Source organism: Streptomyces sp. ADI95-16 (assembly GCF_003721495.1).
Classification (GTDB): Bacteria; Actinomycetota; Actinomycetes; order Streptomycetales; family Streptomycetaceae; genus Streptomyces; species Streptomyces goshikiensis.
Map to the genome: position 1 here is coordinate 537,023 of NZ_CP033582.1, position 19,863 is coordinate 556,885.

At 68.8% G+C, this 19,863-nt stretch carries 24 protein-coding genes and 2 pseudogenes; 12 read left to right on the plus strand and 14 right to left on the minus strand.

The features are described from left to right. Nucleotides 1-61: 61 nt before the first annotated feature. Nucleotides 62-427 (minus strand): gamma-glutamylcyclotransferase family protein, encoded by a 366-nt coding sequence (locus EES41_RS39320; protein ID WP_123083310.1) that lies wholly within the window; start codon nucleotides 425-427, stop codon nucleotides 62-64. Between the two features lie 142 nt (nucleotides 428-569). Here EES41_RS39320 and EES41_RS39325 point away from each other — a divergent pair, with 142 nt between their 5' ends. Beyond that, entirely contained in the window at nucleotides 570-1,016 is a 447-nt protein-coding gene (locus EES41_RS39325) for a hypothetical protein (protein WP_123083311.1), read from the plus strand. Nucleotides 1,017-1,128: 112 nt separating this feature from the next. Here EES41_RS39325 and EES41_RS39330 read toward each other — a convergent pair whose 3' ends face one another. Continuing rightward, nucleotides 1,129-1,536 (minus strand): hypothetical protein, encoded by a 408-nt coding sequence (locus EES41_RS39330; RefSeq protein WP_123083312.1) that lies wholly within the window; start codon nucleotides 1,534-1,536, stop codon nucleotides 1,129-1,131. A gap of 167 nt (nucleotides 1,537-1,703) precedes the next feature. On the opposite strand from EES41_RS39330, the gene sigJ reads away from it, so the two are divergent. Further along, complete coding sequence (sigJ, locus tag EES41_RS39335; RefSeq protein ID WP_123083313.1) at nucleotides 1,704-2,690, plus strand: RNA polymerase sigma factor SigJ; 987 nt, start codon at nucleotides 1,704-1,706, stop codon at nucleotides 2,688-2,690. 89 nt (nucleotides 2,691-2,779) lie between these two features. Here sigJ and EES41_RS39340 read toward each other — a convergent pair whose 3' ends face one another. Continuing rightward, nucleotides 2,780-2,980, minus strand: a complete 201-nt coding sequence (locus EES41_RS39340; RefSeq protein ID WP_254211931.1) for a hypothetical protein — start codon at nucleotides 2,978-2,980, stop codon at nucleotides 2,780-2,782. Between the two features lie 62 nt (nucleotides 2,981-3,042). Next, on the minus strand, nucleotides 3,043-3,291 hold the full coding sequence (locus tag EES41_RS39345) for a hypothetical protein (protein WP_123083315.1): 249 nt from the start codon (nucleotides 3,289-3,291) through the stop codon (nucleotides 3,043-3,045). A 113-nt stretch (nucleotides 3,292-3,404) separates the two neighbouring features. On the opposite strand from EES41_RS39345, the gene EES41_RS39350 reads away from it, so the two are divergent. Together EES41_RS39350 and EES41_RS39355 are read left to right on the plus strand one after the other, a co-directional pair. After that, nucleotides 3,405-3,776 carry a hypothetical protein gene (locus EES41_RS39350; protein ID WP_123083316.1) on the plus strand — a complete coding sequence of 124 codons (372 nt, stop codon included), beginning with the start codon at nucleotides 3,405-3,407 and terminating at the stop codon, nucleotides 3,774-3,776. Next, nucleotides 3,773-4,441 (plus strand): nucleotidyl transferase AbiEii/AbiGii toxin family protein, encoded by a 669-nt coding sequence (locus EES41_RS39355; protein ID WP_123083317.1) that lies wholly within the window; start codon nucleotides 3,773-3,775, stop codon nucleotides 4,439-4,441. The genes EES41_RS39350 and EES41_RS39355 overlap by 4 nt, the downstream gene beginning before the upstream one ends. Nucleotides 4,442-4,916: 475 nt before the next feature. Here the strand turns inward: EES41_RS39355 and EES41_RS39360 are convergent. Both EES41_RS39360 and EES41_RS39365 read right to left on the minus strand, forming a co-directional pair. Beyond that, nucleotides 4,917-5,896: pseudogene (locus tag EES41_RS39360) on the minus strand (IS5 family transposase). 73 nt (nucleotides 5,897-5,969) lie between these two features. Continuing rightward, the gene (locus EES41_RS39365) at nucleotides 5,970-7,079 is read right to left on the minus strand and encodes an IS630 family transposase (protein ID WP_123076457.1); all 1,110 of its coding nucleotides are present in this window, start codon (nucleotides 7,077-7,079) and stop codon (nucleotides 5,970-5,972) included. 107 nt (nucleotides 7,080-7,186) lie between these two features. Here EES41_RS39365 and EES41_RS39370 point away from each other — a divergent pair, with 107 nt between their 5' ends. Both EES41_RS39370 and EES41_RS43995 read left to right on the plus strand, forming a co-directional pair. Further along, the gene (locus EES41_RS39370; RefSeq protein WP_123083318.1) at nucleotides 7,187-7,537 is read left to right on the plus strand and encodes a hypothetical protein; all 351 of its coding nucleotides are present in this window, start codon (nucleotides 7,187-7,189) and stop codon (nucleotides 7,535-7,537) included. Nucleotides 7,538-7,590: 53 nt separating this feature from the next. Next, nucleotides 7,591-8,607, plus strand: a complete 1,017-nt coding sequence (locus EES41_RS43995) for an IS5 family transposase (RefSeq protein ID WP_302186203.1) — start codon at nucleotides 7,591-7,593, stop codon at nucleotides 8,605-8,607. Here EES41_RS43995 and EES41_RS39380 read toward each other — a convergent pair. From EES41_RS39380 to EES41_RS39390, 3 genes are all read right to left on the minus strand, one after another. Next, nucleotides 8,588-8,881: a DUF1330 domain-containing protein gene (locus tag EES41_RS39380; RefSeq protein WP_123083320.1), complete on the minus strand. Its 294-nt coding sequence runs from the start codon at nucleotides 8,879-8,881 to the stop codon at nucleotides 8,588-8,590. The genes EES41_RS43995 and EES41_RS39380 overlap by 20 nt on opposite strands. A gap of 115 nt (nucleotides 8,882-8,996) precedes the next feature. Further along, nucleotides 8,997-10,457, minus strand: coding sequence for an MFS transporter (locus tag EES41_RS39385; RefSeq protein WP_123083437.1), 1,461 nt, complete (start codon nucleotides 10,455-10,457; stop codon nucleotides 8,997-8,999). 26 nt (nucleotides 10,458-10,483) lie between these two features. Next, nucleotides 10,484-10,846, minus strand: a complete 363-nt coding sequence (locus EES41_RS39390; RefSeq protein ID WP_123083321.1) for a MarR family winged helix-turn-helix transcriptional regulator — start codon at nucleotides 10,844-10,846, stop codon at nucleotides 10,484-10,486. A 550-nt stretch (nucleotides 10,847-11,396) separates the two neighbouring features. Here EES41_RS39390 and EES41_RS39395 point away from each other — a divergent pair. Genes EES41_RS39395 through EES41_RS39405 form a run of 3 tightly spaced genes read left to right on the plus strand, consistent with a single transcriptional unit; the run spans nucleotide 11,397 to nucleotide 12,696 of the window. Further along, a complete protein-coding gene (locus tag EES41_RS39395; protein WP_123083322.1) occupies nucleotides 11,397-11,732 on the plus strand; it encodes a DUF4190 domain-containing protein in 336 nt (111 codons plus the stop codon). Nucleotides 11,733-11,785: 53 nt separating this feature from the next. Beyond that, complete coding sequence (locus tag EES41_RS39400; protein WP_123083323.1) at nucleotides 11,786-12,031, plus strand: alpha/beta hydrolase; 246 nt, start codon at nucleotides 11,786-11,788, stop codon at nucleotides 12,029-12,031. Nucleotides 12,032-12,036: 5 nt separating this feature from the next. Beyond that, entirely contained in the window at nucleotides 12,037-12,696 is a 660-nt protein-coding gene (locus EES41_RS39405; RefSeq protein ID WP_174261879.1) for a glyoxalase, read from the plus strand. Between the two features lie 149 nt (nucleotides 12,697-12,845). Here EES41_RS39405 and EES41_RS39410 read toward each other — a convergent pair whose 3' ends face one another. The 5 genes and pseudogenes from EES41_RS39410 to EES41_RS39435 form a co-directional block, all read right to left on the minus strand. After that, nucleotides 12,846-13,058 (minus strand): hypothetical protein, encoded by a 213-nt coding sequence (locus tag EES41_RS39410; protein WP_123083324.1) that lies wholly within the window; start codon nucleotides 13,056-13,058, stop codon nucleotides 12,846-12,848. A gap of 229 nt (nucleotides 13,059-13,287) precedes the next feature. Beyond that, nucleotides 13,288-14,082, minus strand: coding sequence for an oxidoreductase (locus EES41_RS39415; RefSeq protein ID WP_123083325.1), 795 nt, complete (start codon nucleotides 14,080-14,082; stop codon nucleotides 13,288-13,290). 277 nt (nucleotides 14,083-14,359) lie between these two features. Continuing rightward, a complete protein-coding gene (locus EES41_RS39420) occupies nucleotides 14,360-14,554 on the minus strand; it encodes a hypothetical protein (RefSeq protein ID WP_164496212.1) in 195 nt (64 codons plus the stop codon). 1,917 nt (nucleotides 14,555-16,471) lie between these two features. After that, a pseudogene (locus tag EES41_RS39430) lies at nucleotides 16,472-16,918 on the minus strand (transposase); the annotation flags it as partial. Nucleotides 16,919-17,016: 98 nt separating this feature from the next. Then, nucleotides 17,017-18,150, minus strand: a complete 1,134-nt coding sequence (locus EES41_RS39435) for a pentapeptide repeat-containing protein (protein ID WP_164496213.1) — start codon at nucleotides 18,148-18,150, stop codon at nucleotides 17,017-17,019. A gap of 380 nt (nucleotides 18,151-18,530) precedes the next feature. Here EES41_RS39435 and EES41_RS39440 point away from each other — a divergent pair, with 380 nt between their 5' ends. The 3 genes from EES41_RS39440 to EES41_RS39450 all read left to right on the plus strand — a co-directional run bounded on the left by EES41_RS39440 (nucleotide 18,531) and on the right by EES41_RS39450 (nucleotide 19,757). Continuing rightward, nucleotides 18,531-18,839, plus strand: coding sequence for a hypothetical protein (locus tag EES41_RS39440; RefSeq protein WP_123083329.1), 309 nt, complete (start codon nucleotides 18,531-18,533; stop codon nucleotides 18,837-18,839). Between the two features lie 51 nt (nucleotides 18,840-18,890). After that, nucleotides 18,891-19,181 (plus strand): hypothetical protein, encoded by a 291-nt coding sequence (locus EES41_RS39445; protein WP_254211901.1) that lies wholly within the window; start codon nucleotides 18,891-18,893, stop codon nucleotides 19,179-19,181. 84 nt (nucleotides 19,182-19,265) lie between these two features. Beyond that, on the plus strand, nucleotides 19,266-19,757 hold the full coding sequence (locus EES41_RS39450) for a hypothetical protein (protein ID WP_123083331.1): 492 nt from the start codon (nucleotides 19,266-19,268) through the stop codon (nucleotides 19,755-19,757). The last annotated feature ends 106 nt before the right edge of the window (nucleotides 19,758-19,863 follow it).

Sequence of the window (19,863 nt, forward strand, 5' to 3'; positions counted from 1 at the left end):
CCGCCTACAGCCCCCCCGGGGCATCCGCGGCCAGGCCACCCACTGATCCCCGGCCGAGGGCTCAGCCGTGCCCACCCGTCCCCGCGTCCAGGTAGGCCCAGGCCGTCGTTCCGGACCGCAGCACCACCTCGGTCCTGGCGTAGTCGTCGACCTCGTAGTCGTCGGCCGCGGCGAGCTCCGGCCCGGTGATCCGGAACAGGGTCCCTGACACGGCATCGCCCTCATCGCCGGAAGCCACGACCACGGGGTGCAGGTCGGTGCCGCTCGCCGCGATCACTTCGGGGTCCGTGATCCTCACGACTGACGTGGTGTACCCGGGCAGCGCGTCCGGGGTCCCTTCCAGAAGCCTGCCGAACCGGGCCAGCTGGACCTGTTCGAGCTGAAGCGTGCCGTAGGAGAACAACAGGTGCGGCGCGGCCATGGACATGGGTGAACCCTCCGGGTGACTGAAACGACAACTACCGCTGAACCTAAGGCCAGAGGCCCGCCCGGGCGACCCGCCGCCGTGCAATGGACACCCCAGGGAAATCGGCTTGTCCGCGAGAGCCGGGATCCTGTCACATACAGCCATGAGCAGAATGGCGCAGGTCCTCGTGCTGGCCCGGTATGAGGACGAGGTGATGGAGCCGCTGACGCGGGACGACGAGTCGCGCACGTGGCGCGGCCGGTTCGAGCAGATCCCCGGCTGGTTCATCGGCGGGTGGTACATCGAGTTCTTCCGGGAGCGCCAACGCGTCGGGATCCTGAAGGACCTGGAGGCCCTGCCGTGGAATCAGCCGGAGTGCGTGCAGGTCATGCTCCACGACGAGGACGACGACTGCTTCGGGCTGTGGATGTTCCGTGAGGGGAAGCTGGTGGAGCTGCCGGTGTCGGGCACCGAGCGCTTCCACACGCCGGCCCCGCCCACCCAGGAGTACGCGCCGAGCCCCGGTCACCTGTTCCGCACGGACGTCGGGCACACGTGGCTGCCCGAACAGACCCCGGAGGAACTCCGGGACCCGCGCCCGGCCTGGTAGGCAGGGCCCCGCTACGCCCGGGGCAGCGCGAGACCCCGATGCACCCGTGGCAGCTGGACCGGCGTTCGTCCGCGCCGTGCGCGTCCACGGAGTGCCGGCCGGGAGTCCGGCGTCACGCCGTACGCTGCTGGCGGCCGCCGCCGACGGCGCTGAACAGGACGCGGCCCAGGTCCAGCACGCTCAGGCCGAACATCAGGACGCCCAGCGGGACGTGCAGGGCCGGTTGGTGCGCTATGCCCAGCACCACCTGTACCGAGGCGAGGACGAGGAAGCCCGACGCGTACAGGATCGGGCGGGGCGAGCCGCCGCCCGGCCGCCATGCCAGGATCGCGGCGAGCACGTACAGCATCGTCGCGCCGTACATCACGCGCGCTCCGACGCCGTGCACCGTCTCGCCGTAGGACGTGGACAGCAGCAGTCCGGCACTGACCGCCTGGGCGAAGAGGGTCAGGGTCTGCAGGGCGATCGCGACCTGCGTGAAGGTGGTGGTGCGCGGCGCCGCCGTCGTCTGCGTGGCCATGATGTGGTCCCCTCTTCCGCCTCGTGGCGGTGGATCAGTAGTGTCTCGCCAGTCCGACGACGCAGGCCGGCGAAATGTGAGGTCAGGCGTCGTCCCACAGTTCGCGGCCGTGTTTCGTCGAGGGGGCGGGAGCGACGGCGGGCGAGAACGACCAGGGGGTCCCGATCGTGAACAGCCTGCCCGAGTCGGGGAACGACGGCGTCCGGTCCGGTCCGGAGCCGAGCGTGGTCGTCGGTGAGCGGCGCCGGCTGATCAACCTCGCCTACCGGCTGCTCGGTTCGCTCGCCGATGCCGAGGACGCCGTGCAGGAGACGTACACCCGCTGGTACGCGATGTCGCGGAAGCAGCAGGAGGCCATCGAGTCGCCCGGCGCGTGGCTGACGACGGTGGCCGGCCGCGTCTGCCTGGACGTGCTCGGCTCGGCACGGGCGCGGCGCGAGCGCTACGTCGGTACGTGGATACCCGAGCCGCTGCCCGACCGTTCGGAGTGGGTCGTCGGGCGGGCGGACGACTGCGGGACCGGGTCGGCCGACTCGGCTGACCCGGCCGACCGGATCACCCTGGACGAGTCGGTGAACATGGCCTTCCTCGTCGTCCTGGAGTCCATGACGCCCGCCGAACGCGTGGCGTTCATCCTCCACGACGTCTTCCGCTACCCCTTCGCGGAGATCGCCGAGATCGTCGGCCGGAGCCCCGCCGCGTGCCGGCAGCTGGCGTCCTCGGGCCGCCGGCGCATCCGCGCCGAGCGCGCCACGGCGGCTCCGGCGGGTGGCCCCGCCGGACAGGCGGGCCTGGTACGGAACTTCAAGGAGGCGTGGGAGAACAAGGACATCGAGGCCCTCGTCGCTCTCCTCGACCCCGAGGCCATCATGACGGCCGACGGCGGCGGCATGGTCGGTACCGTCCTGCACCCGGTCGAAGGAGCCGAGGACATCGCGGCGTACCTGATCCACGTCGCCGGCAAGGCGCCGGGGCTGACGCTCGCGGAGCGGACGGTCAACGGCCGCCCCGGCCTGGTCGCCCTGTACCGGGGCGTCGCCGTGACCGTGGCCGCGATCGACCTCACGGACGGCCGAGTCAGCCGCATCTGGGCGATCCGCAACCCGGAGAAGCTCGGTGCGTGGACCGAGGGCGGGCGGATCCAGGCCCGGTAGTGCTTCGTGTGCTTCGTGAGCGGGGAAGTCCGCTTCCCGCACCTGCGGCCGTAGCGCGGGGTCACGCCGCGGCGGCGGACCAGGGCGCGCTACCCCGGCGGGGGCGTCCAGCAGTCGGGGCCGCCCCCGCGCCATTCGACGGCGGCGGGGTCCGTGAGGTCGAAGTCCTCGGCGTTCTCCATCCCCCTGGCAGCGAGGAAAACGGCTATGTCGCCGATCCGGTACGCCGTACCCAGGCTCTGCCCGTCGCACCGCACCCGGCGCCACCCGCGGTGGTCCGGGGGAAGCACGACCAAGCGGGGAGCCGGGATCGGCCTACCGCTTTCCTCGTCGTTCCCGGGGCAGGCGCGCGTCATGCCGCCCTCACCCAGGACCGGGCCCGCGCCGCGCGGCGGAGCTCGACCGGACCGCCCGCCCCGCCCGCCCCGTGGACCGCGTCCGACCAGTACGGATGAGCGGCGATCGCGCGCGAGAGCGCGATCAGCCGGCGACGGAGCGTGGTCGTGCCGGCGCTTGCGGGACGCCGGGCCAGTTCCCGGTAGGTACGGAGCCAATCGGCCTGGAGTCCGACCAGGTCATCGGGGAAGGAGGAGCGGTGCATCCACCAATTCAATCATGTGTTCGATTTCTGGGGCGAGAGGAACGCAGGCCAATGACGGGACGGATGTCGCGCCCGCTGTACCAGTGAGGCCCGTGGCACGCGATACTGGCCGCATGGCTCAGCTCTCGTCCCCCCTCACACCGGCGCCCGCCGCCGAGGTTCTGCGCGAGCGGTACACCAACCGCCTGCCCGCCTCCCTCGGCGAACTGGCCGGCCCGTCGCACGGAGTGGTGGAGCTGCCCCTGCACGTCGCCTGGTCCGGCTTGCGCGCCTACGACCTGGACCGGCCCCGGCAGCGGATGAGCCTGTACCGCACCGTCCTCGCCGAAGGCCAGCGCGAGGACCTCACCGCGCTCCTCGACCGCGACCTGCTGACCGAGCAGTGGCCCGTCCTGCGCACCCTGGTCAGCCGGCACATCCGGCAGGTCTGGGAAGAACGCTTCCCCCAGCTCCCGGCCCGGCCGCGGACGACGTCCGCGGCGTGAACCCCAGCGCACTCCACCGTCGGCTCCTGGCCGACGTGATCGCCATCGGCTCCCCCTACCCGCTCGTGATCACCGGCGGCTACGCCGTGAAGGCCCACGGCCTCGTCGACCGCCTCAGCCAGGACCTCGACGTCGCCACCGAGAACCCCGCCCCCATGGCCGACATCACCGCCGACCTGACCCACGAGCTGACCAAACGCGGATGGCGGGTCGCCGTCATCTCCATCGACCCGCTGTCGGCCCGCCTGATGGTCACCGACCCGGCGGACGGCGCCGAATGCGAAGTCGACGTCCTCAAAGAGAACCTGTGGAGCACCCCGGCCCACACCGAGTACGGCCCGGTCCTCGCCCTCGACGACGTCATCGGCACCAAGGTCCGTGCCCTGGCCGACCGCGGCGCGGTCCGCGACCTCATCGACGTCCACGCCGCCTCCCAGCTGCGCACCACCGCCGAACTCGAAAGCCTCGGCCGCCGCCACGGCCGCGACGAGTTCCGCCTCGACGACCTCCACGACCGCCTCACCGGCGCCGAATGGTACGACGACGAGGAATTCGACGCCTACGGCCTCGACCACGCCGCCATCACCGACCTGAGGAACTGGGCCCACCACTGGGCCACCGACCTCGAACAACGCCTCGCCTGCCACGACGACACCGCCTTCTGACGCGCCATGACGACCCTCGGAACGCCGTCAGGACCGCGGAAGCCGACGACCTGCGCCTGATGATCACCGAGGCCTGAGCCATGCCCGCAGCCTGCCGGCCGGTCTGCCCGATTACCCGTGTCGTCCTGACCGGCATTAACCCGGCGGCGTGGAAGGCAACAACGGACAGGACGCAGGCACCGCGCCTCCCTTCCAGATGAGCCGTCACTCGCACCCCAAGGCCCGGCCTGGCCTGATCGACACCGCCCACCGGTCCGAGCTCGCGGACAAGGTCAACTACGCGGCCCTCGGCGACGTGCCGGCCGTCGTCGACCTCACCGATCTGACCGGCGAATGCCCCGGCCCTGCCAACCACCCGGAGGACCAGCGTGATCTACCTGCCCAACCCCATGATCGGAGCCCGCGGCATCCACGAGGCGATCGTCACCGCCTTCGGCCAGCAGCCCTCCCACCTAGGGTCTGTGTGATGTCGTGATCATTCGGCGGTCTTCAGGAGGTCGTCGATCCAGATCATTGCGGCGCGGAGGTGGAGGCCGGCGAGGTAGCTGTCCGGGGTCTTGTCGTATCGGGTGGCGATGCCTCGCCAGGCTTTCAGTTTGTTGATCAGGCGTTCGACGGTGTTCCGTTCCTTGTAGAGGTCGGCGTCGTGGCTGACGGGGCGGCCGCCTCGGGCGCCCTTCTTCTTCCGGTTGGCGGCCTGGTCCCGCTTTTCCGGGATGACGGCCTTGATTCCGCGTTTGCGCAGGTAGGCGCGGTTGCCGCGGGACGAGTAGGCCTTGTCTGCGGCGACCGCGCCGGGCGTCGTGCGGGGGCGGCCGACGGGCAGGCGAACTCTAACCTTGGCGAGCACGGGGATGAACTGCGGGCTGTCCCCGGCCTGCCCGGCGGTCAGGACCAGCGCGAGCGGACGGCACCTGCGGTCCGCAGCGAGATGAATCTTGCTGGTCAGTCCGCCCCTGGACCTTCCGAGCAGGGCTTCCTTCAGGCGGAGCTTACGTCTGCGCCGGATGGCCCGACGCTCGGCCTGTCCGTTCTGTTCCTCCGGTCCGCCCCTTTTTGCCGGGCTGTCTCCTGCTCCTGCACGGCTTCTTCCAGGGCCTCCATGAGGTGCTTGCTGACGCGCATTCCTGCGGAGTCTTGGTGGGCACGGACCGTGGTGGAGTCCACGCTGACCAGCGACAAGTCTGTTCTTCCCACGCGGGCACCCTCAGCGATCAGGCCTTCCAGCAGGGCAGTGAAGACACCGGCGTCCCGCCAGACGCGGAAGCGTCCGTAGACGGTGGCCCAGGGGCCGAACTCGGCAGGCATCTCCCGCCACTGGGCACTGGAGCGGAACCGCCAGATCACACCCTCGAACTGCTCCCGCAACCGCTCCGGGTACGGGCCGTACCTACCGATCGGCAGGTACGGCTCGATGAACTTCCACTGAGCATTGGTGAGTTGCCTACGCGTCACGACCACAGTCCTACCGGATTCCACCCCACGAAGAGGGAAGAACTCAGAAGCTGATCACGACATCACACAGGCCCTAGTGTCCTGAGTCGGTAATTCGTCGGCAGTATGAGGCGAGGGATTCGAGAATCTGGTCGGCGGTCTTGGTCCATACGAAAGGCTTAGGGTCTTCGTTCCAAGTGGCGATCCAGGTGCGGATGTCCTTCTCCAGCGCCTGGACCGACTTGTGGACTCCTCGCCGTATCCGCTTGTTCGTCAGCTCGGCGAACCACCGCTCGACCAGGTTCAGCCAGGACGAGCTGGTGGGCGTGAAGTGCATGTGGAACCTGGGATGGGCCAGCAGCCACTTCTTGACCGCCGCGGTCTTGTGGGTCGCGTAGTTGTCGCAGATCAAGTGGACCTGGAGTCCGGCAGGGATCTCCTTGTCGAGCTTGTTCAGGAACTTCCTGAACTCCTCGGCCCGGTGCCGGCGATGAAGGGACCCGATCACCTTGCCGGTGGCCGCGTCGAAGGCCGCGAACAGCGTGGTGGTGCCGGCGCGGACGTAGTCGTGACTGGCCCGCTCGGGCACCCCGGGCATCATCGGCAGCACCGGCTGGGACCGGTCCAGTGCCTGGATCTGCGACTTCTCGTCCACACACAGCACCAGCGCCCGCTCAGGCGGATCGAGATACAGCCCCACCACGTCATGGACCTTGTCGACGAAGAACGGGTCCGTGGACAGCTTGAACGTCTCGGACCGGTGCGGCTGCAAGCCGAAAGCCCGCCACACCCGGGAAACGGTCGACTGCGACAACCCGGTCTTCTTCGCCATCGACCGGGTCGACCAGTGCGTGGCGTTCTCCGGCTTCGACTCCAGCGTCCGGGCGATCAGATCGGCGACCTGCTCGTCCATCACCGTGCGGGGCCGGCCCGGACGCGGCTCGTCCGACAACCCGTCGAGACGGTCCGCCAGGAAACGCTTACGCCACTTCGAGACGGTGTCGCGGGACACGCCGACCCGTTCCATCACCACACGCGTCGACACGGGAAAGCCGTCCTCCCCGACATCGTCACAGGCCAGAATCACACGGGCCCGCATCGCCATGTCCTGCGCGGACTTACGCCGCCGCACCCAACCCTCCAACACCGATCGCTCAGCATCAGTCAGATCCAGCGGCGCAAGCTTCGGTCCCGGGCGCGTCATGACTCAACTATATGGAAATTTAAGACTCAGGACACTAGGACTTGGCCGGCCGATCATGTTCGATGCGGCAGTGGATCTATCCTGAGCGCCTAGGGAGGGGGTGCGCCGTGGAGCGAGATGTGCAGTTGGTACGGGACTTGGTGGCTACTGTGCCGGGCTTCGAGGACTTGTTTGACGCGCACGTTTTCAACGAGCACGACGTCCTGTCCCACGTGTTCTTCTGGGACGTTGTTCAGGAGACCGTAGCGTCGTTCCTTGGAGGCGATGAGACGGACTGGCGTGTCACGCTGCGGTTCCTGGAAGAGCAGCTTCGTCTCGATGTCCCCGAGGTCACCACGGTGATTGTCACCTCGTTCCTCTTCAGCCTGCCGTGGCCGGACCAGCCTGGATATGGCCTTGTTGAGCACCTTGGTCCTGCCATGAGTGCACGGTTCGCTGCGATTCGACCGTCCGGCTAGGGCTTGTCTGGTTGCACGTGTGACTACCGCGTGTCCAGGCCGTTGATATGGGCATGGGGCGGGGTGTTCTGAGTGATGCTGAGTGGGAACGGCTGCGGCCGTTCCTGCCGGTCAGCAACAGGCGTTGTGGCAGGTGGCGGGATCACCGGCAGGTGATCGACGGGATTCTGCACCGGGTGCGGACCGGCGTTCACTGGTGTGACCTGCCGGAACGGTTCGGTCCACGGAAGCCCGTCTACGAACGGCATCGGCTATGGTCGGCCGACGGGACGTGGGAGCGCCTGCTCCAGCAGGTTGAGGCCGCGGCCGACGCCGCAGGCGAGATCGACTGGGACGTATCGGTCGACTCAACCATCGTGCCGGCGCATCAGCACACGGCTGGTGCCCGCACCGACCCGCCGCCGGCGCCCGCCTCGAGATCATCGAGTACGTCCTGCGCGGTCAGCCCGGAGGCGTGCCCGGCACCTGGGGCTCCACTTCGACGACTACCTCCTGCACGCTCCCATCACCGACCAGCACCGCAACAAGATTGCCCACCAGGCCGCGCTCATCGAGTCCGCACTCGGGAGCGACCCGGCGGACGTCCCGAGCACGGCCCCCGCGCGCGCCACCGGCCGCCGTACCCTGCTGATGGCATCCGGAGGCGCCGCCGACCTGCGCCGAGTCGACCCGGCTCTCCTACACCCCGCCAACCGCCTGGTCCTCAACGACGTCGAACCCGGCGCCCTCCAGTACGCCCTCACGCCCTGCCGCCCGCGACCCGCGCCCAGACCGCCGCGGCCCCGGCAACGTCCTGCGCACCGCCGCCCACCCGGCCGCCGACCACGGCCCCTTCGACCTGGTCCTGGCCGGAGGCCTTCGACTACCTCGAAGAACGCTTCGCCCGAGCCCTGATCCGCACCACTCTGCCCCCGCCTGTGCCGCCCCGGAGGCACGTTCCGCTTCTCCAACATCGCGACCCCGAACCCCTACGCCGCCCTGATGACCCACATCGGCCGCTGGTGAGCCCCGCAGTCGGCTTCGTGTTCGTCGCCGACGCAGCCTCGATCGTCAGTCGAGGCCCTCGATGATGCGGAAGTCGCGCTCGACGCCGTCAGCAAGTGCGGCCAGCGCCTCCTGGTAGGCCGCACTCGCACGTGCGGCGACCGCCTGTTCGAAGCTGTCGAACTCGACCAGGACGGTGCGCTCGGCGATTCCGGCGTCGTGTGCGACGACCCGGCTGCCGCGGGCGAGCAGTCGCCCGCCCGCGGCCTCGACGGCTGGACCAGCCAGCTTGTTGTAGGCAGCCAGCTTCTCGGGGTCCGCAATGGTGCGGTAGGCGCTGACCCAATAGCCCTTGGTCACGGTACCTCCTGTGTTCGGAATCGATGCTCAGAAGCATGCTCAGATCCACGGCCGGCGCGCTGTGGGTCAGCGAGCCGACGGAGACGGCGTCGAAGTCGGACGGCGGCTTCGATCCTCAGCTTCCGGTTCGACTCGACCGGCCCACGCCCGGCACACCCACTGGGGCTGTGATCGGATTGGTCTCGGGTGAGCGTCGGCGGGCGAGGGCGAGGGCGAGGCTGGCCATCGTCGTGATCGCCATCGCGGCGACGCCGACCAGCGCCGCGGTCGTGTAGGCGTCGTCGTCCGGGAAGAGACGGCCCGTGGCGGTGCCGGCGGCCAGGACCAGACCACCGATGGCGCTGCCCAGGGAGTACCCGACGCTGCGGACGACGTAGTTGAAGCTCATGGCGCTCGACGTCTCGCTCTTGGGGGTGACGGCCAGGATGACGCCGGGCATGGCGGCCGAGAAGCTGCCGACGCCGAAGCCCAGCACGCCCATGGCCGCGAGCAGTTCGGCCAGGTTGGACCGGGCGGTGGCGAACAGGACGAACCCGCCGCCGACGATGGCGGCGCTGCCGGCCAGGAGCAGGGGGCCGTCGATCCGCGTCCGGACCCGCGGCGTGAGCTTGCCGGCGACGAACCCCAGCACGGAGAACGGGATGAGGACCAGCCCCGCCACGAAGGTGGTCAGTCCGAAGCCGTAGCCGGCGCTGTGCGGCGTCTGCGCGTAGCGGGTGATGAGCGTGAGCAGGAGGTACATGCCGCTCCCGCCGACGAACATGGCGAGGTTCGCCCCGGCGACCGCCGGGTGCCGTACCGCCCGGACGTCGACCAGGGGCGTCTTGGTTCGCAGTTCGGAAACGGTCCAGACGCAGAGCAGGAGTACGGCGGCGACGGCAAGGGTCACCGCCACGGCGAGGTGTCGGCTCCACAGGCTCCTCTCGCCGGCCAGGAACAGGACGAGGAGCAGTCCACCCGCGAGGACGAGCGCACCGGCCACGTTCACGTGAGCGGAGCGGCCTTCGGGAGCTGCGGGCATCGAGCGCCACGCGGTCACGAAGGCGATGGCGGTGACGAGCAGGCCGAGGCCGTAGGCGGCCCGCAGTCCGCCGAACTCGGCGAGCAGCGCGGCCAGCGGGTAGCCGACGCCGGCTCCGATGATGGAGACCACTGAGATCAGGGCGATCGTGGCCGCGCTGCGCTCCTCGGGAAGATGGTCGCGGGCCACGCCCATCATGAGCGCCGTGAGACCGAGTCCGACGCCTTGGGCCGCTCTGCCCACGAGCAGCCAGGCGAACGGCAGCGGCAGCACGGTGAGCGCGCTGCCGACGACGACGATCGCCAGCGTGGCGAGAATCGTGGCCCGCCGGTGCGGACCGGCGCCGAGCCGGCCGAGGACGGGTGTGGCGACGGCGCCGCTGAGCAGGGCGATGGTCAGCGTCCACTGCGCGCTGTCGAGGGAGACGTGGAACGCGGTCGCCACGCTGGTGATGAGCGGCGTCCCGAGGCTGGCGACCGCCGCCACGACCAGGGCGATGAACATCAGGGCGGGGACCAGCAGACGTGCCTCGGAACGTATCAGGGCAGTGCTCATGGGCTGGTCATGAGCCTGGGCCGCGGTCACCGGTCCGATTCCTCTCGGGCGTGGCTTTCGAGCTCCGCCAGATGCAGCAGCGCCGGAAGGGCTGCCGCCAAGGCCTCGACCTCGTCACCGGTGAGTTCGTCGATCAACCGCGCGTACGCGTCGACGCCCGCCTGGCGTCGCGTCCGGACGTACGACGCGCCGGCCTCGGTCAGGCACACCAGCGTGACCCGCTTGTCGGACGGGTCGCCCTTCCGCTCGACCAGCCCGGATTCCTCCATCACCCGGACCAGGACGGTCATCGCGGGCTGGGTGACGCCCTGGGCGACCGCCAGATCGGTGATCCGTCGCGGGCCGGTCTTGTCCAGGGTGGCCAAGGTGGCGGCGGACGTCAGGCTCATGTCGCGGGGAAGGCGTCTCACGGCCCTGGTGGCCAGACCGTAGAGGGCTGACCCGATGGCATCGGAAGCGCCGTGCGCGGCGTCTCGGCGACTCATGCCTGAAGCATAGCGGATTTATATGAACCCTTTATGCATCTCCCGATCAGGGTTCGGCGGTACTTGACTTACAACGCGTTCGCGTAAAGATGAACGGCGCCGACCTCCGGGCCCAGAATCAGCGCGGGGCAGCCCGGGCGGACAGGGACGGTCGGGGGCTCGCAGCGGTCGATGGCGTCGTACCGGATACCCGGCACGCGGGGCTTCCGGCCAGGGTGCCGCCCCGATGTCCCGGGAGCGATACCGGATGTCGGCCCGTGGAGCCGCGCGGCAGCGGCCGGAGTCCCCTGAGCCTGATCGCCCCAGTATGACCGGGCAGCTCACCTATGGCCTCCCCCGATCGAGGGAGCACTTTCTCCCGCCTTCCCGCGATGCGCATCCGCGACGCCGAAGGCCAGGATCGTGTCCTGAACAGTTGACCGGAGGACGTTTGATGAGCACGCAAGGAACAGAGATGCCACCGCATCACACGGCATCGGCCAACGGACTGGCCGGGGCCGCCATGGTGCTGGGCATCATCGGCTTGAGCACGTCGGTCTTCTTCATCGGCGGCCTGTTCGGCGGGATCGGCCTGATCCTGGGCATCGTCGCCCTGACGACGGCCAAGCGGACCGGTACCGGCCGGGGCAAGGCCCTCACCGGCGTGGTGACCTCGACCATCGCGATCGCGGTGTCCGTTCTGGTCACCGTCCTCTTCGTCTGGTACGCCAACAAGACGCAGGAGTGCTATCAGCCCGACAGTTTCCAGCAGTACAGGCAGTGCGTCCATCAGCAGCTCACCGGGAATTGACCGGTGACGGGCGGCTTCTCCAGCAAGGACGATCATCACTGTGCGAAACCAGGATGGTCAGCGTCGCCAGCGGAGAGGGGCACATCGTCAACGGCACCAACTCCTGCGCAGACAAGACCGCCACGGTCTACCTGACCACGGGCAGGCTCCCGGCGAAGGACCTGACCAGCCGAGCGCCTGCCGGGCAGAAGGCGAAAGCCCGCCCGCTGCCCGGCCCCGGATTCTTGGCTCAGACACCAGCTGAGAAGCAGCCGGTCAGGAATCGAGAAGCCGCGGCCGCGGTGCAGCCCCTAGCGTGATGGTCATGGCAACCACCGCTTCCACCACAGCCAACACGTCCCTCGCGTCCGTCACCCTTGAGGTGGCCGACCTGGAGGCTGCCCGCCGCTTCTACAGCGCCTTCGGCGTGGACGCGTACGTGCGCCTGCGGGCGTCCGAGGCGCACTCCACGGGCTTCCGCGGCTTCACCCTGGCGCTCACGGTGTCCAACCCGGCCACCGTCGACGGCTTCGTCGGCGCCGCCGTGGACGCCGGGGCCACGGTCCTGAAGCCCGCCGCGAAGTCACTGTGGGGCTACAGCGGCGTCGTGCAGGCTCCGGACGGGACGATCTGGAAGATCGCGACCTCGGCGAAGAAGGACACCGGACCCGCCACCCGCGAGATCGACGAGGTGGTCCTGCTGATCGGCGTCGAGGCCGTGAAGGCCACCAAGCAGTACTACGCCGACAGGGGCCTGACCGTGGCCAAGAGCGTCGGCAGCAAGTACGTCGAGTTCGCCCCCGGTCAGTCCAGCCCCGTCAAGCTGGCGCTGTACAAGCGCCGCGCCTTGGCCAAGGACCTCGGTGTCCCCGCCGACGGCACCGGCTCGCACCGCGTCGTCCTCGGCGGCACCGCCGACGCCTTCACCGACCCGGACGGGTTCGCCTGGGAGACTGCCGCGTCGCTCGCCTGCACGCAACGCTGACTCCCGCCCAACGACACGCCCGATGTTGGGAATCGAGCCGTCCGACGAGGCGAGGCCGGTTACCTTGCGGGTGGTGTCTGGGCCACGACTTCGGGGCCGGGCCCCGGGCCGAACACCGACCTGCCAGCTGAACCGCGAGGGACCAGCGCTCACTGAGCAAAACCGCGGACCCCGAAGACACGAGCGACCCACTGATCCATCCGGACCCCGAAGTCGGACGCTGAGGCGATGTCCGAGGCCGGGAGCCAGCCTGCGTAGTCGAGGCTGGCGACGAGGTCGACGTCGGCCCAGCCCCCCCGGAACAGTACGGCCGACAGCTCGGCCTCGTACGCCGCCGGGACGGCACGGCACGGCACGGCCATGGTGCTGTGGATCTACGTCCCGACGATCGCATAACGGTGCCCCTCCGGATTTCAAAACGCCCCAGCACTAGCCCACCAGAGGCACGGCTAGTGCTGTGGCCGCCTAGGTTCGCCGGGTCGGAAGGGGCATCTGCTGGGGCCTGGCCGCGCTGAAGTCGATCCGCGCCGCCCGAGTGGTTATGCCATGAAGCCCCGAAGAGGATTCCCCGCGGCACCGTCGCGCCCGGGCTCAGGTCGTCTTGGTCTGGCCGCCGTCGATGAGGAATTCGGCGCCCGTGATGTTCGCGGCGCGGGGCGAGGCCAGGAAGAGCGCGAGGTTGGCGACCTCCTGAGGTTCGGTGAAGCGTCCCGTGGAGATGCCCATCTGCTGGGGCACCACCACGTCCATGGCCTCCTCGGCACTGGTCCCCGCGCTGGCCGCCACGGCCTCGGCGAAGCCGCCGGGGGCGGTCCAGAACGGGGTGCGGACCGGTCCCGGAGCGATGGCGTTCACCCGTACGCCGCGCGGCGCAAACTCCTCCGACAGCGCCTTGGTAAGGCTGGTCAGCGCGGCCTTGGCCGCCGAGTAGTCCACCACCGTGGGGAAGGGCAGCCGGGCGTTGATGGAACTGATGTTGACGACCGCGCCTCCGCCGTCCGCGAGCAGGTGCGGCAGCGCGGCGCGGCTGGCGCGGACGGCGCTGAAGAAGTTCAGGTCGAAGCCCCGCCGCCACTGTGCGTCGTCGATGGCGAGGAAATCGGTGCGGGGCTCTGTGGCTCCGACGTTGTTGACCAAGACGTCGATCCTGCTGTGCCGTTCCATCGCCGCCTGGATCAGTGCATCCACGCCCTCGCTGGTAGCCAGATCGCCGGCGACGAAGGCCACGTCATAGGTCTCGCGCAACGCGGCCAGCTCAAGGGTCTCGGAACGGCTGCCGGCGACCACACGCACGCCCTCACGCAGGAACGCCTCGGTGATGGCAAGGCCGATGCCCTTGCTGGCACCGGTGACGACGGCGACTTTGTCCGTGAGCTCCAGATCCATCGGCACGCACTCCTTGTGTCATGAACTCAGCATGGATTTTTCTCATGAATCAGATATGCACGGGCATTGTGTGCGTCGGATCCCATGTGCCCTCGCAGGCACGCCGTGCCCTGCTGTCGGGGTGTGAGACCACCGTCAGCTGCGGTCGGTCCTCGACTGATCCTCACGAAGCCCCCGGCGTGGTGCCGGGGGGCTGGGTACGGAAGGGCGTGTGCGGTGAACTCGGGTCACCGCTGTGGTGAGGCGCCGAAGCATGCTGCCAGGACTTGGAGCGTGATTACGTCACCGCCGTCGACGACAAGGACGAGCCGAGGTTCCTGCCCGTGGTCTCCGAAAGAGCCCGGACCAAGCTCAACCAGATCGCCGCTCGCAAGTCGCGCTCACCCAAGCGGAAGACCCAGCCGCTCGCCCAGCTGCGCGTGTGGTGGAAGACGAACGCCATCCTGAACTCCGGCGTGATGGCCAGCATCATCGACTCCCTCCTCAAGCGCGCCCGTGCCGCAGCCGTCGCGATCCGGGCCCGGGTCGCCCAGATCGTCGACGTTGCCCTGGCGGCCCTCGACGTCACCGTGGTCGTGTTCGCGATGAACAGCGACGGATGGTTCCACCGTCGGCACCTGCTCGCCGAAGCCCGCCCGCCACCTCGCCCTCGTACTCCGCGGCCGCCGCCACGATCCCGGCCTGGACGAACAGATCGTGGACGCCGCCCTCGCCGCGCACTGCGTGGACATCAGCGAACCCAAGACCGTCCGGGGCCTCATGGCGGGTACCGCCTCTACACCGCCCGCCGCGCTCTGGCCGACCCGCCATCCACCCGCAGGCGCCACCCCACGGCCGCACCTGACCCGGATCAGCCGCCCACGGCCGGCACGGGCGACCTGACACGCCTCCGCCTCCGCCGCCGTCGGAAGAGGGGGACTGGGACATTCCCCGCATCCCGCTGCGCCACGACCGCGCGGCCATGGCCTCCACCATGCTCGCCGCCCAACTGCGCACCGCCCGCCGTATGGGTCGCGCAAGGACGCCACCGCGCCGCGTCCGGTGCGCGAGGACGACCAGCGCGCACACCGGCCCCATCCCGACCCACACCGAGGTCCGGAAGCCGGCCGTTGAGTCCTCCCGGTGCGATGCCAGGCATCCACCCCGGTGCGCACGGCCGCGTTTCTCCTGACCCCGGCCCCGGGCATCCGCTGCTCTTCCAGCCTCACGATTTCCGCAGGATGTTCATCACCGAGGCGATCCTCAACGGCCTCCCGCTGCGCATCGCCCAGGTCATCGCCGCGAGCCCGTGCCCGAGGTCTGAGAGGCGCTGAGTACCTGTGTCTGAGTCGCCCATGACAAGTTGGGCGTCCGGCTGCGGCGGCAGATCGGTTTGGGGCGTCCTCTTCCAGGCCCGAGGCCTACTCTGCGTTCCATGGATCTGGATGCCGAACTCAGTGCTCTAGCGGCCCAAGAGGACCTGCCCGCTGACCCGGTGCGCCGCTTGCTCCAGCACCCGGGGGCTCGGCGCTCGGTGGCGTTGTTGCGTCGGGACCTGACTGATGAACTGATAGCGGAGATCATCGACCTCGGCTCCGTACGGACTCTCGCTGCGAACTCCTCCGTGCCCTCTCGGATCAGGGCCCGCTTCGCGGAGCATCCGGAGCCGTCCGTTCGGTGTGCGGTAGCGGCGAGTGTCAGGGACGAACATCTGGGGTTGCTCGCCCGTCTTGCGGCTGACCCGGACCCTTCCGTGCGGTCGTTCCTTGCGATGAACGAGCATCTGCCGGCGGAATTGCTGGAGCTCCTGGCCGCGGACTCAGAGGTCAGTGTGCGGTCGTCGGCCATCCAGCGCTGGCGCGATGCTCCGGACAATGTCCGCAGGATGTTGCTGACAGACGCCGATCCAGGCATCCGCAGCGACAGTGTTCGGGCATTCGCCCCTCCTCCTGACCTCCTGCCCGGACTGCTGGCAGATCCAGCGACCCGTGCTGCCGCGGTCGCGTATGCCGTACCGACTCCGGAACTGGCGGCCGACCCGGATTCCGATGTCCGGGAGGCCGGCGCCGCACATCCGGACCTGCCTCCCGGTCTGCGTGACCTGCTGGCAGCTGACCAGGACGTCTTCGTCAGGAACGCGATCGCGGCCCGGCCGGGGATATCCCGTCGGCAATGCGTGAACAGGTTGTGGCCACGTTGGAGCCCGATGGCCCCGTTGCCGAGTGGATGCTGTCGTTCAGTCGCGGCACCCATACGTGTCCGCCAGCCACACCGGTCCCGCCGAATCTCACGCGACAACAGGCCGAGTCCTTGCTCGCTCAGGCTGGGCTGTAGGGATGAGCTCCTGTCGTCAAGCTGCCTGAGGCAGGACGTCCACGGACGCTGAGCGTGTGGTTCGACTTTCACGGCCTCGGGTGATTCGCCGTGTCATCAACGTGATCGCAGCCCAGGTGATGAGGGCTTCGGAGTGCTGGACGAGTCGTTCGTAGTCGCGCGCGTGGCGGCGGGCGTGCATCAGCCAGGCCAACGTGCGCTCGACCACCCAACGGCGGGGCAGAACGACGAATCCGGTGGCGTCCTTGGGTCGGCTGACCGTTTTGATCGTGAGGCGGAGGTACTTCTTGGCCCAGGTGACGAGCTGGCCGGCGTAGGCGGAGTCGGCCCAGACGATGGTGATCTCGGGGTGCATGAGCCTGAGCCGGAAGAGGACTTCCTTGGCCGCGTCGCGGTCAGTCATGTCGGCGGGGGTGACCATGACTAGCAGTGGCAGTCCCCGTGTGTCGACGACGATGTGGCGTTTCCTGCCGTTGATCTTCTTGGCTGCGTCGTAGCCGCGCGAGTCCTCAAGCCGGCCGATTCACAGGCGATCTCATTCGCGTCGGCGGACTCTCACTGCACCGAGCTCTGAAGGACGGCGTTCGTTCCTGGTGTGTGATCTGACTGGGGGTTGCCAGATCAGTCCGGGGTGGAGGAGGGCGGTAGTCCGCGAGCCCCGTTGGTCTTGGCCCGGGTGAGCTTGGCTCCGGTCACCTGTGCCCCTCGCAGATCAGCGTTGGTGAGGTTTGCGCCGGTCAGGTTCACACCGCGCAGGTCAGCGTCCGTTAAGTCGGCGCCGATCAAGTTGGCGTTCGTCAGGTTCGCGCTTTCTGTGACGGTGCCAGAGAGGATCTTGGCTTGCAGGGATTTGTCAGCCGCGCTGAACTTCGCGCCGTGAAGGTGCGCCCCGGCCAGGGACGCGCCCGTCAGGTTGGCATCAACCAGGATCGCCCCCGCCAGGTTCGATCCGGCAAGGCTTGTACCTGTGAGATCCGCATCCCAGAGCACCGCATTGGCCAGATTGGACGGTTTGGTGGGGATTGGCGCGTCCGGTGCACTCAGTACCGCCTCGCGCAGGATCGCGCTGCTGAGATCTGCACCGGTCAGATCCGTCTCAATGATATTCGCGTGGGTCAGGTCCGCTCCGTACAGTTGGGCATCGCTGAGGTCTGTGCGCAGGAATTGTGCTCCACTCAGGTTGGCCTCACTGGCGAATGCGCTCCGCAGGTCTACTCCCGAGAACGTTGCATGTCGCAGGTCTGCGCCCTCCATGTTCACGAAGCTGAATGAGGAACGCGTGCTGGGAAATTCGCCGGCCTTGGGGATCTTTGCGATGTCTCTGATGTCCCAGGTGGACAACATCAGGCCCCGGAGGTCTGTTCGATTCCAATCGACCTGTGCACCTCCGTCGTGGCGAGGATGGCGGCGGGCCAGCACATTCATCACAGCCGCCACATCAGTGGAGGGGCGGAGTTTGAGTGCCTCCTCCAAGTCCTCTGACTCCTTCGCGAAGCCGGTCGCCGGAACGGGTGCGTGGCGTCGTAGGTACGCCGAGAGGACCGCAACGATCCGGGGCTGATCGCGAGGTGAGTCCTGCATGATGCGCTCCAGCGCATAGATCCCCCCGAAGCGTACGTCCAACGACTGTGACCCGAGGTTGGTGATCGCATCGTTGAACCGGCTCGTGAGTTGTCCCTGTTCGGCGATCCGTACTTCCCTCCACGTAAACAGCAGCGCCAACACCGCGGCCAGGCCGGGGAGGGTGGCCGCCATGAGCACAAGCCATTGGGACCGGCCCAAGCCGCTGGCACCGTGCGCGCCCGTACCGCGGCGGCGCCTTTGTCTGGCCCCGCGCCTGTGCGCGATCCGAGTCAGCCATCCACCACGCGCATTTCCCCTCACCTTGTCCATGACAATCGACGGACCCCCAGAAGGGCAGACGCCACACCGCCGAGGCACCCGATCGCCGCAGATGCCGACTGATGACCGTCTGGACCGGCGGACAAAGGCCAAGATCGTGAGATAGAAGTGCGGTGTCCCTCAAACGAGACGGCCGGGAAAGTCCAGGTCGTCACGACGGAACAGGACATTCCGAATGCGGGCCTACACAGCACCTCACTCCGCCAGGCCTGCGGAGTGTGGAGGCTGGCGGGATGCACTCCACGCTCCTGCACGCCATCGGGCTGGGCCGCGACGACGTCGACGTCAACGCCCTCGTGAGGGACATCGAGTCCTGCGTCAGCGCCGCGGGGCCGATCACCCTGACGTTCGACCGACCCGCCATCGGCCCCTTCGCGGTGGAGCTCAGCGGCTGGCCCGGGTGCCCGTTCACCGTGCTCGTGGACGCCGTCACCCAGGCGACGGCCCGTACCGGGGCCACCTTCCTCCTGGCCCGCATCCCATTCGATGAAGCGATCGCCTTCCCCTCAGAGTCCCAGCCAGCAGGAACAGCCACCGCATGAACAGGACGGGGGAGTTTGTTCAGGGGCGGCAGGAGAGACGATCATTCAGTCATGAGACCCGAAGTGCAGACGTTCGTCGCCGACGGACCGCTTCCCGACTGGGACGCGAGAGAGGAAGACGTCGACCGGCGCGACCGCCAGCTGACGGCGATCTCCCGCCCTGTCACCCCCGAAGAGGCCGCTGCCCTGGCCACCTGCTTCGGCCCCGACGACTGCTACGGCGTCGCCTGGACGCTCGTGCACTTGATCGAGACGGCTCCCGGTCCGGTGCCACAGCTGGAGGATCCGGGTCCGGAAGCCAGCGACTGGGCCGAGGTTCTGAGGACGCGATGGGGCGGCTAGGCCGCCGCTCTCAGATCTTGCCGTTGCTTCGCCACCCCTGCCCCTCCGCTCCCGCCCGCCGGGCGGCAGGATGGGCAGACGGCGATGAGCGAGATGGAACTGCCGGCCCTGCTGCGCGAACTCGACGACCCCGAACGGCTGGAACGGCCGCTGCACTACGACCGCGCCGCGACCGGCGTCGCGTTCGGCGGGCTGGTGCGCCGACTCGAAGCGGACTTCGGGGTCCCGTGCGAGTTCGAGCGGGACAGCCAGGATTCCAGCGAGTACGGGCGCGTCCGCGTGCCCGCGGGCGCGACGGTCTGCGGGACGCGGATCGTGGTCTGTGTGAGCAAATTCGGCTCCCTCGCCGAGGTCTGCGCCGATAATCCGGGGGCCTTCCTCGGCACGGACGAGGCCCGCGAGGAGGGGGTACTGGACCCGGCAGACCTCGCTACCGTGGAGCGGGCGTTGGCCGAACTCGGCTACGTGAGCGTCCCCGAGGAACTGCTGGAGAGCGACTACGAGGGCCCCAGCGCGCTGGAGCACTTGGCAGCGCGGCCCACCTGGTGGACACGGTTCTTCGGCACGCTCTGGTGATCCACCCGCCCGACGGGCACCCTCAGCCGACCCCTGCGCGTCGGCTGGGCCCAGGGCCGAACCCTCGGCAAGATCCGAAAGAGACGGCCTAACACCCCACGGCTTG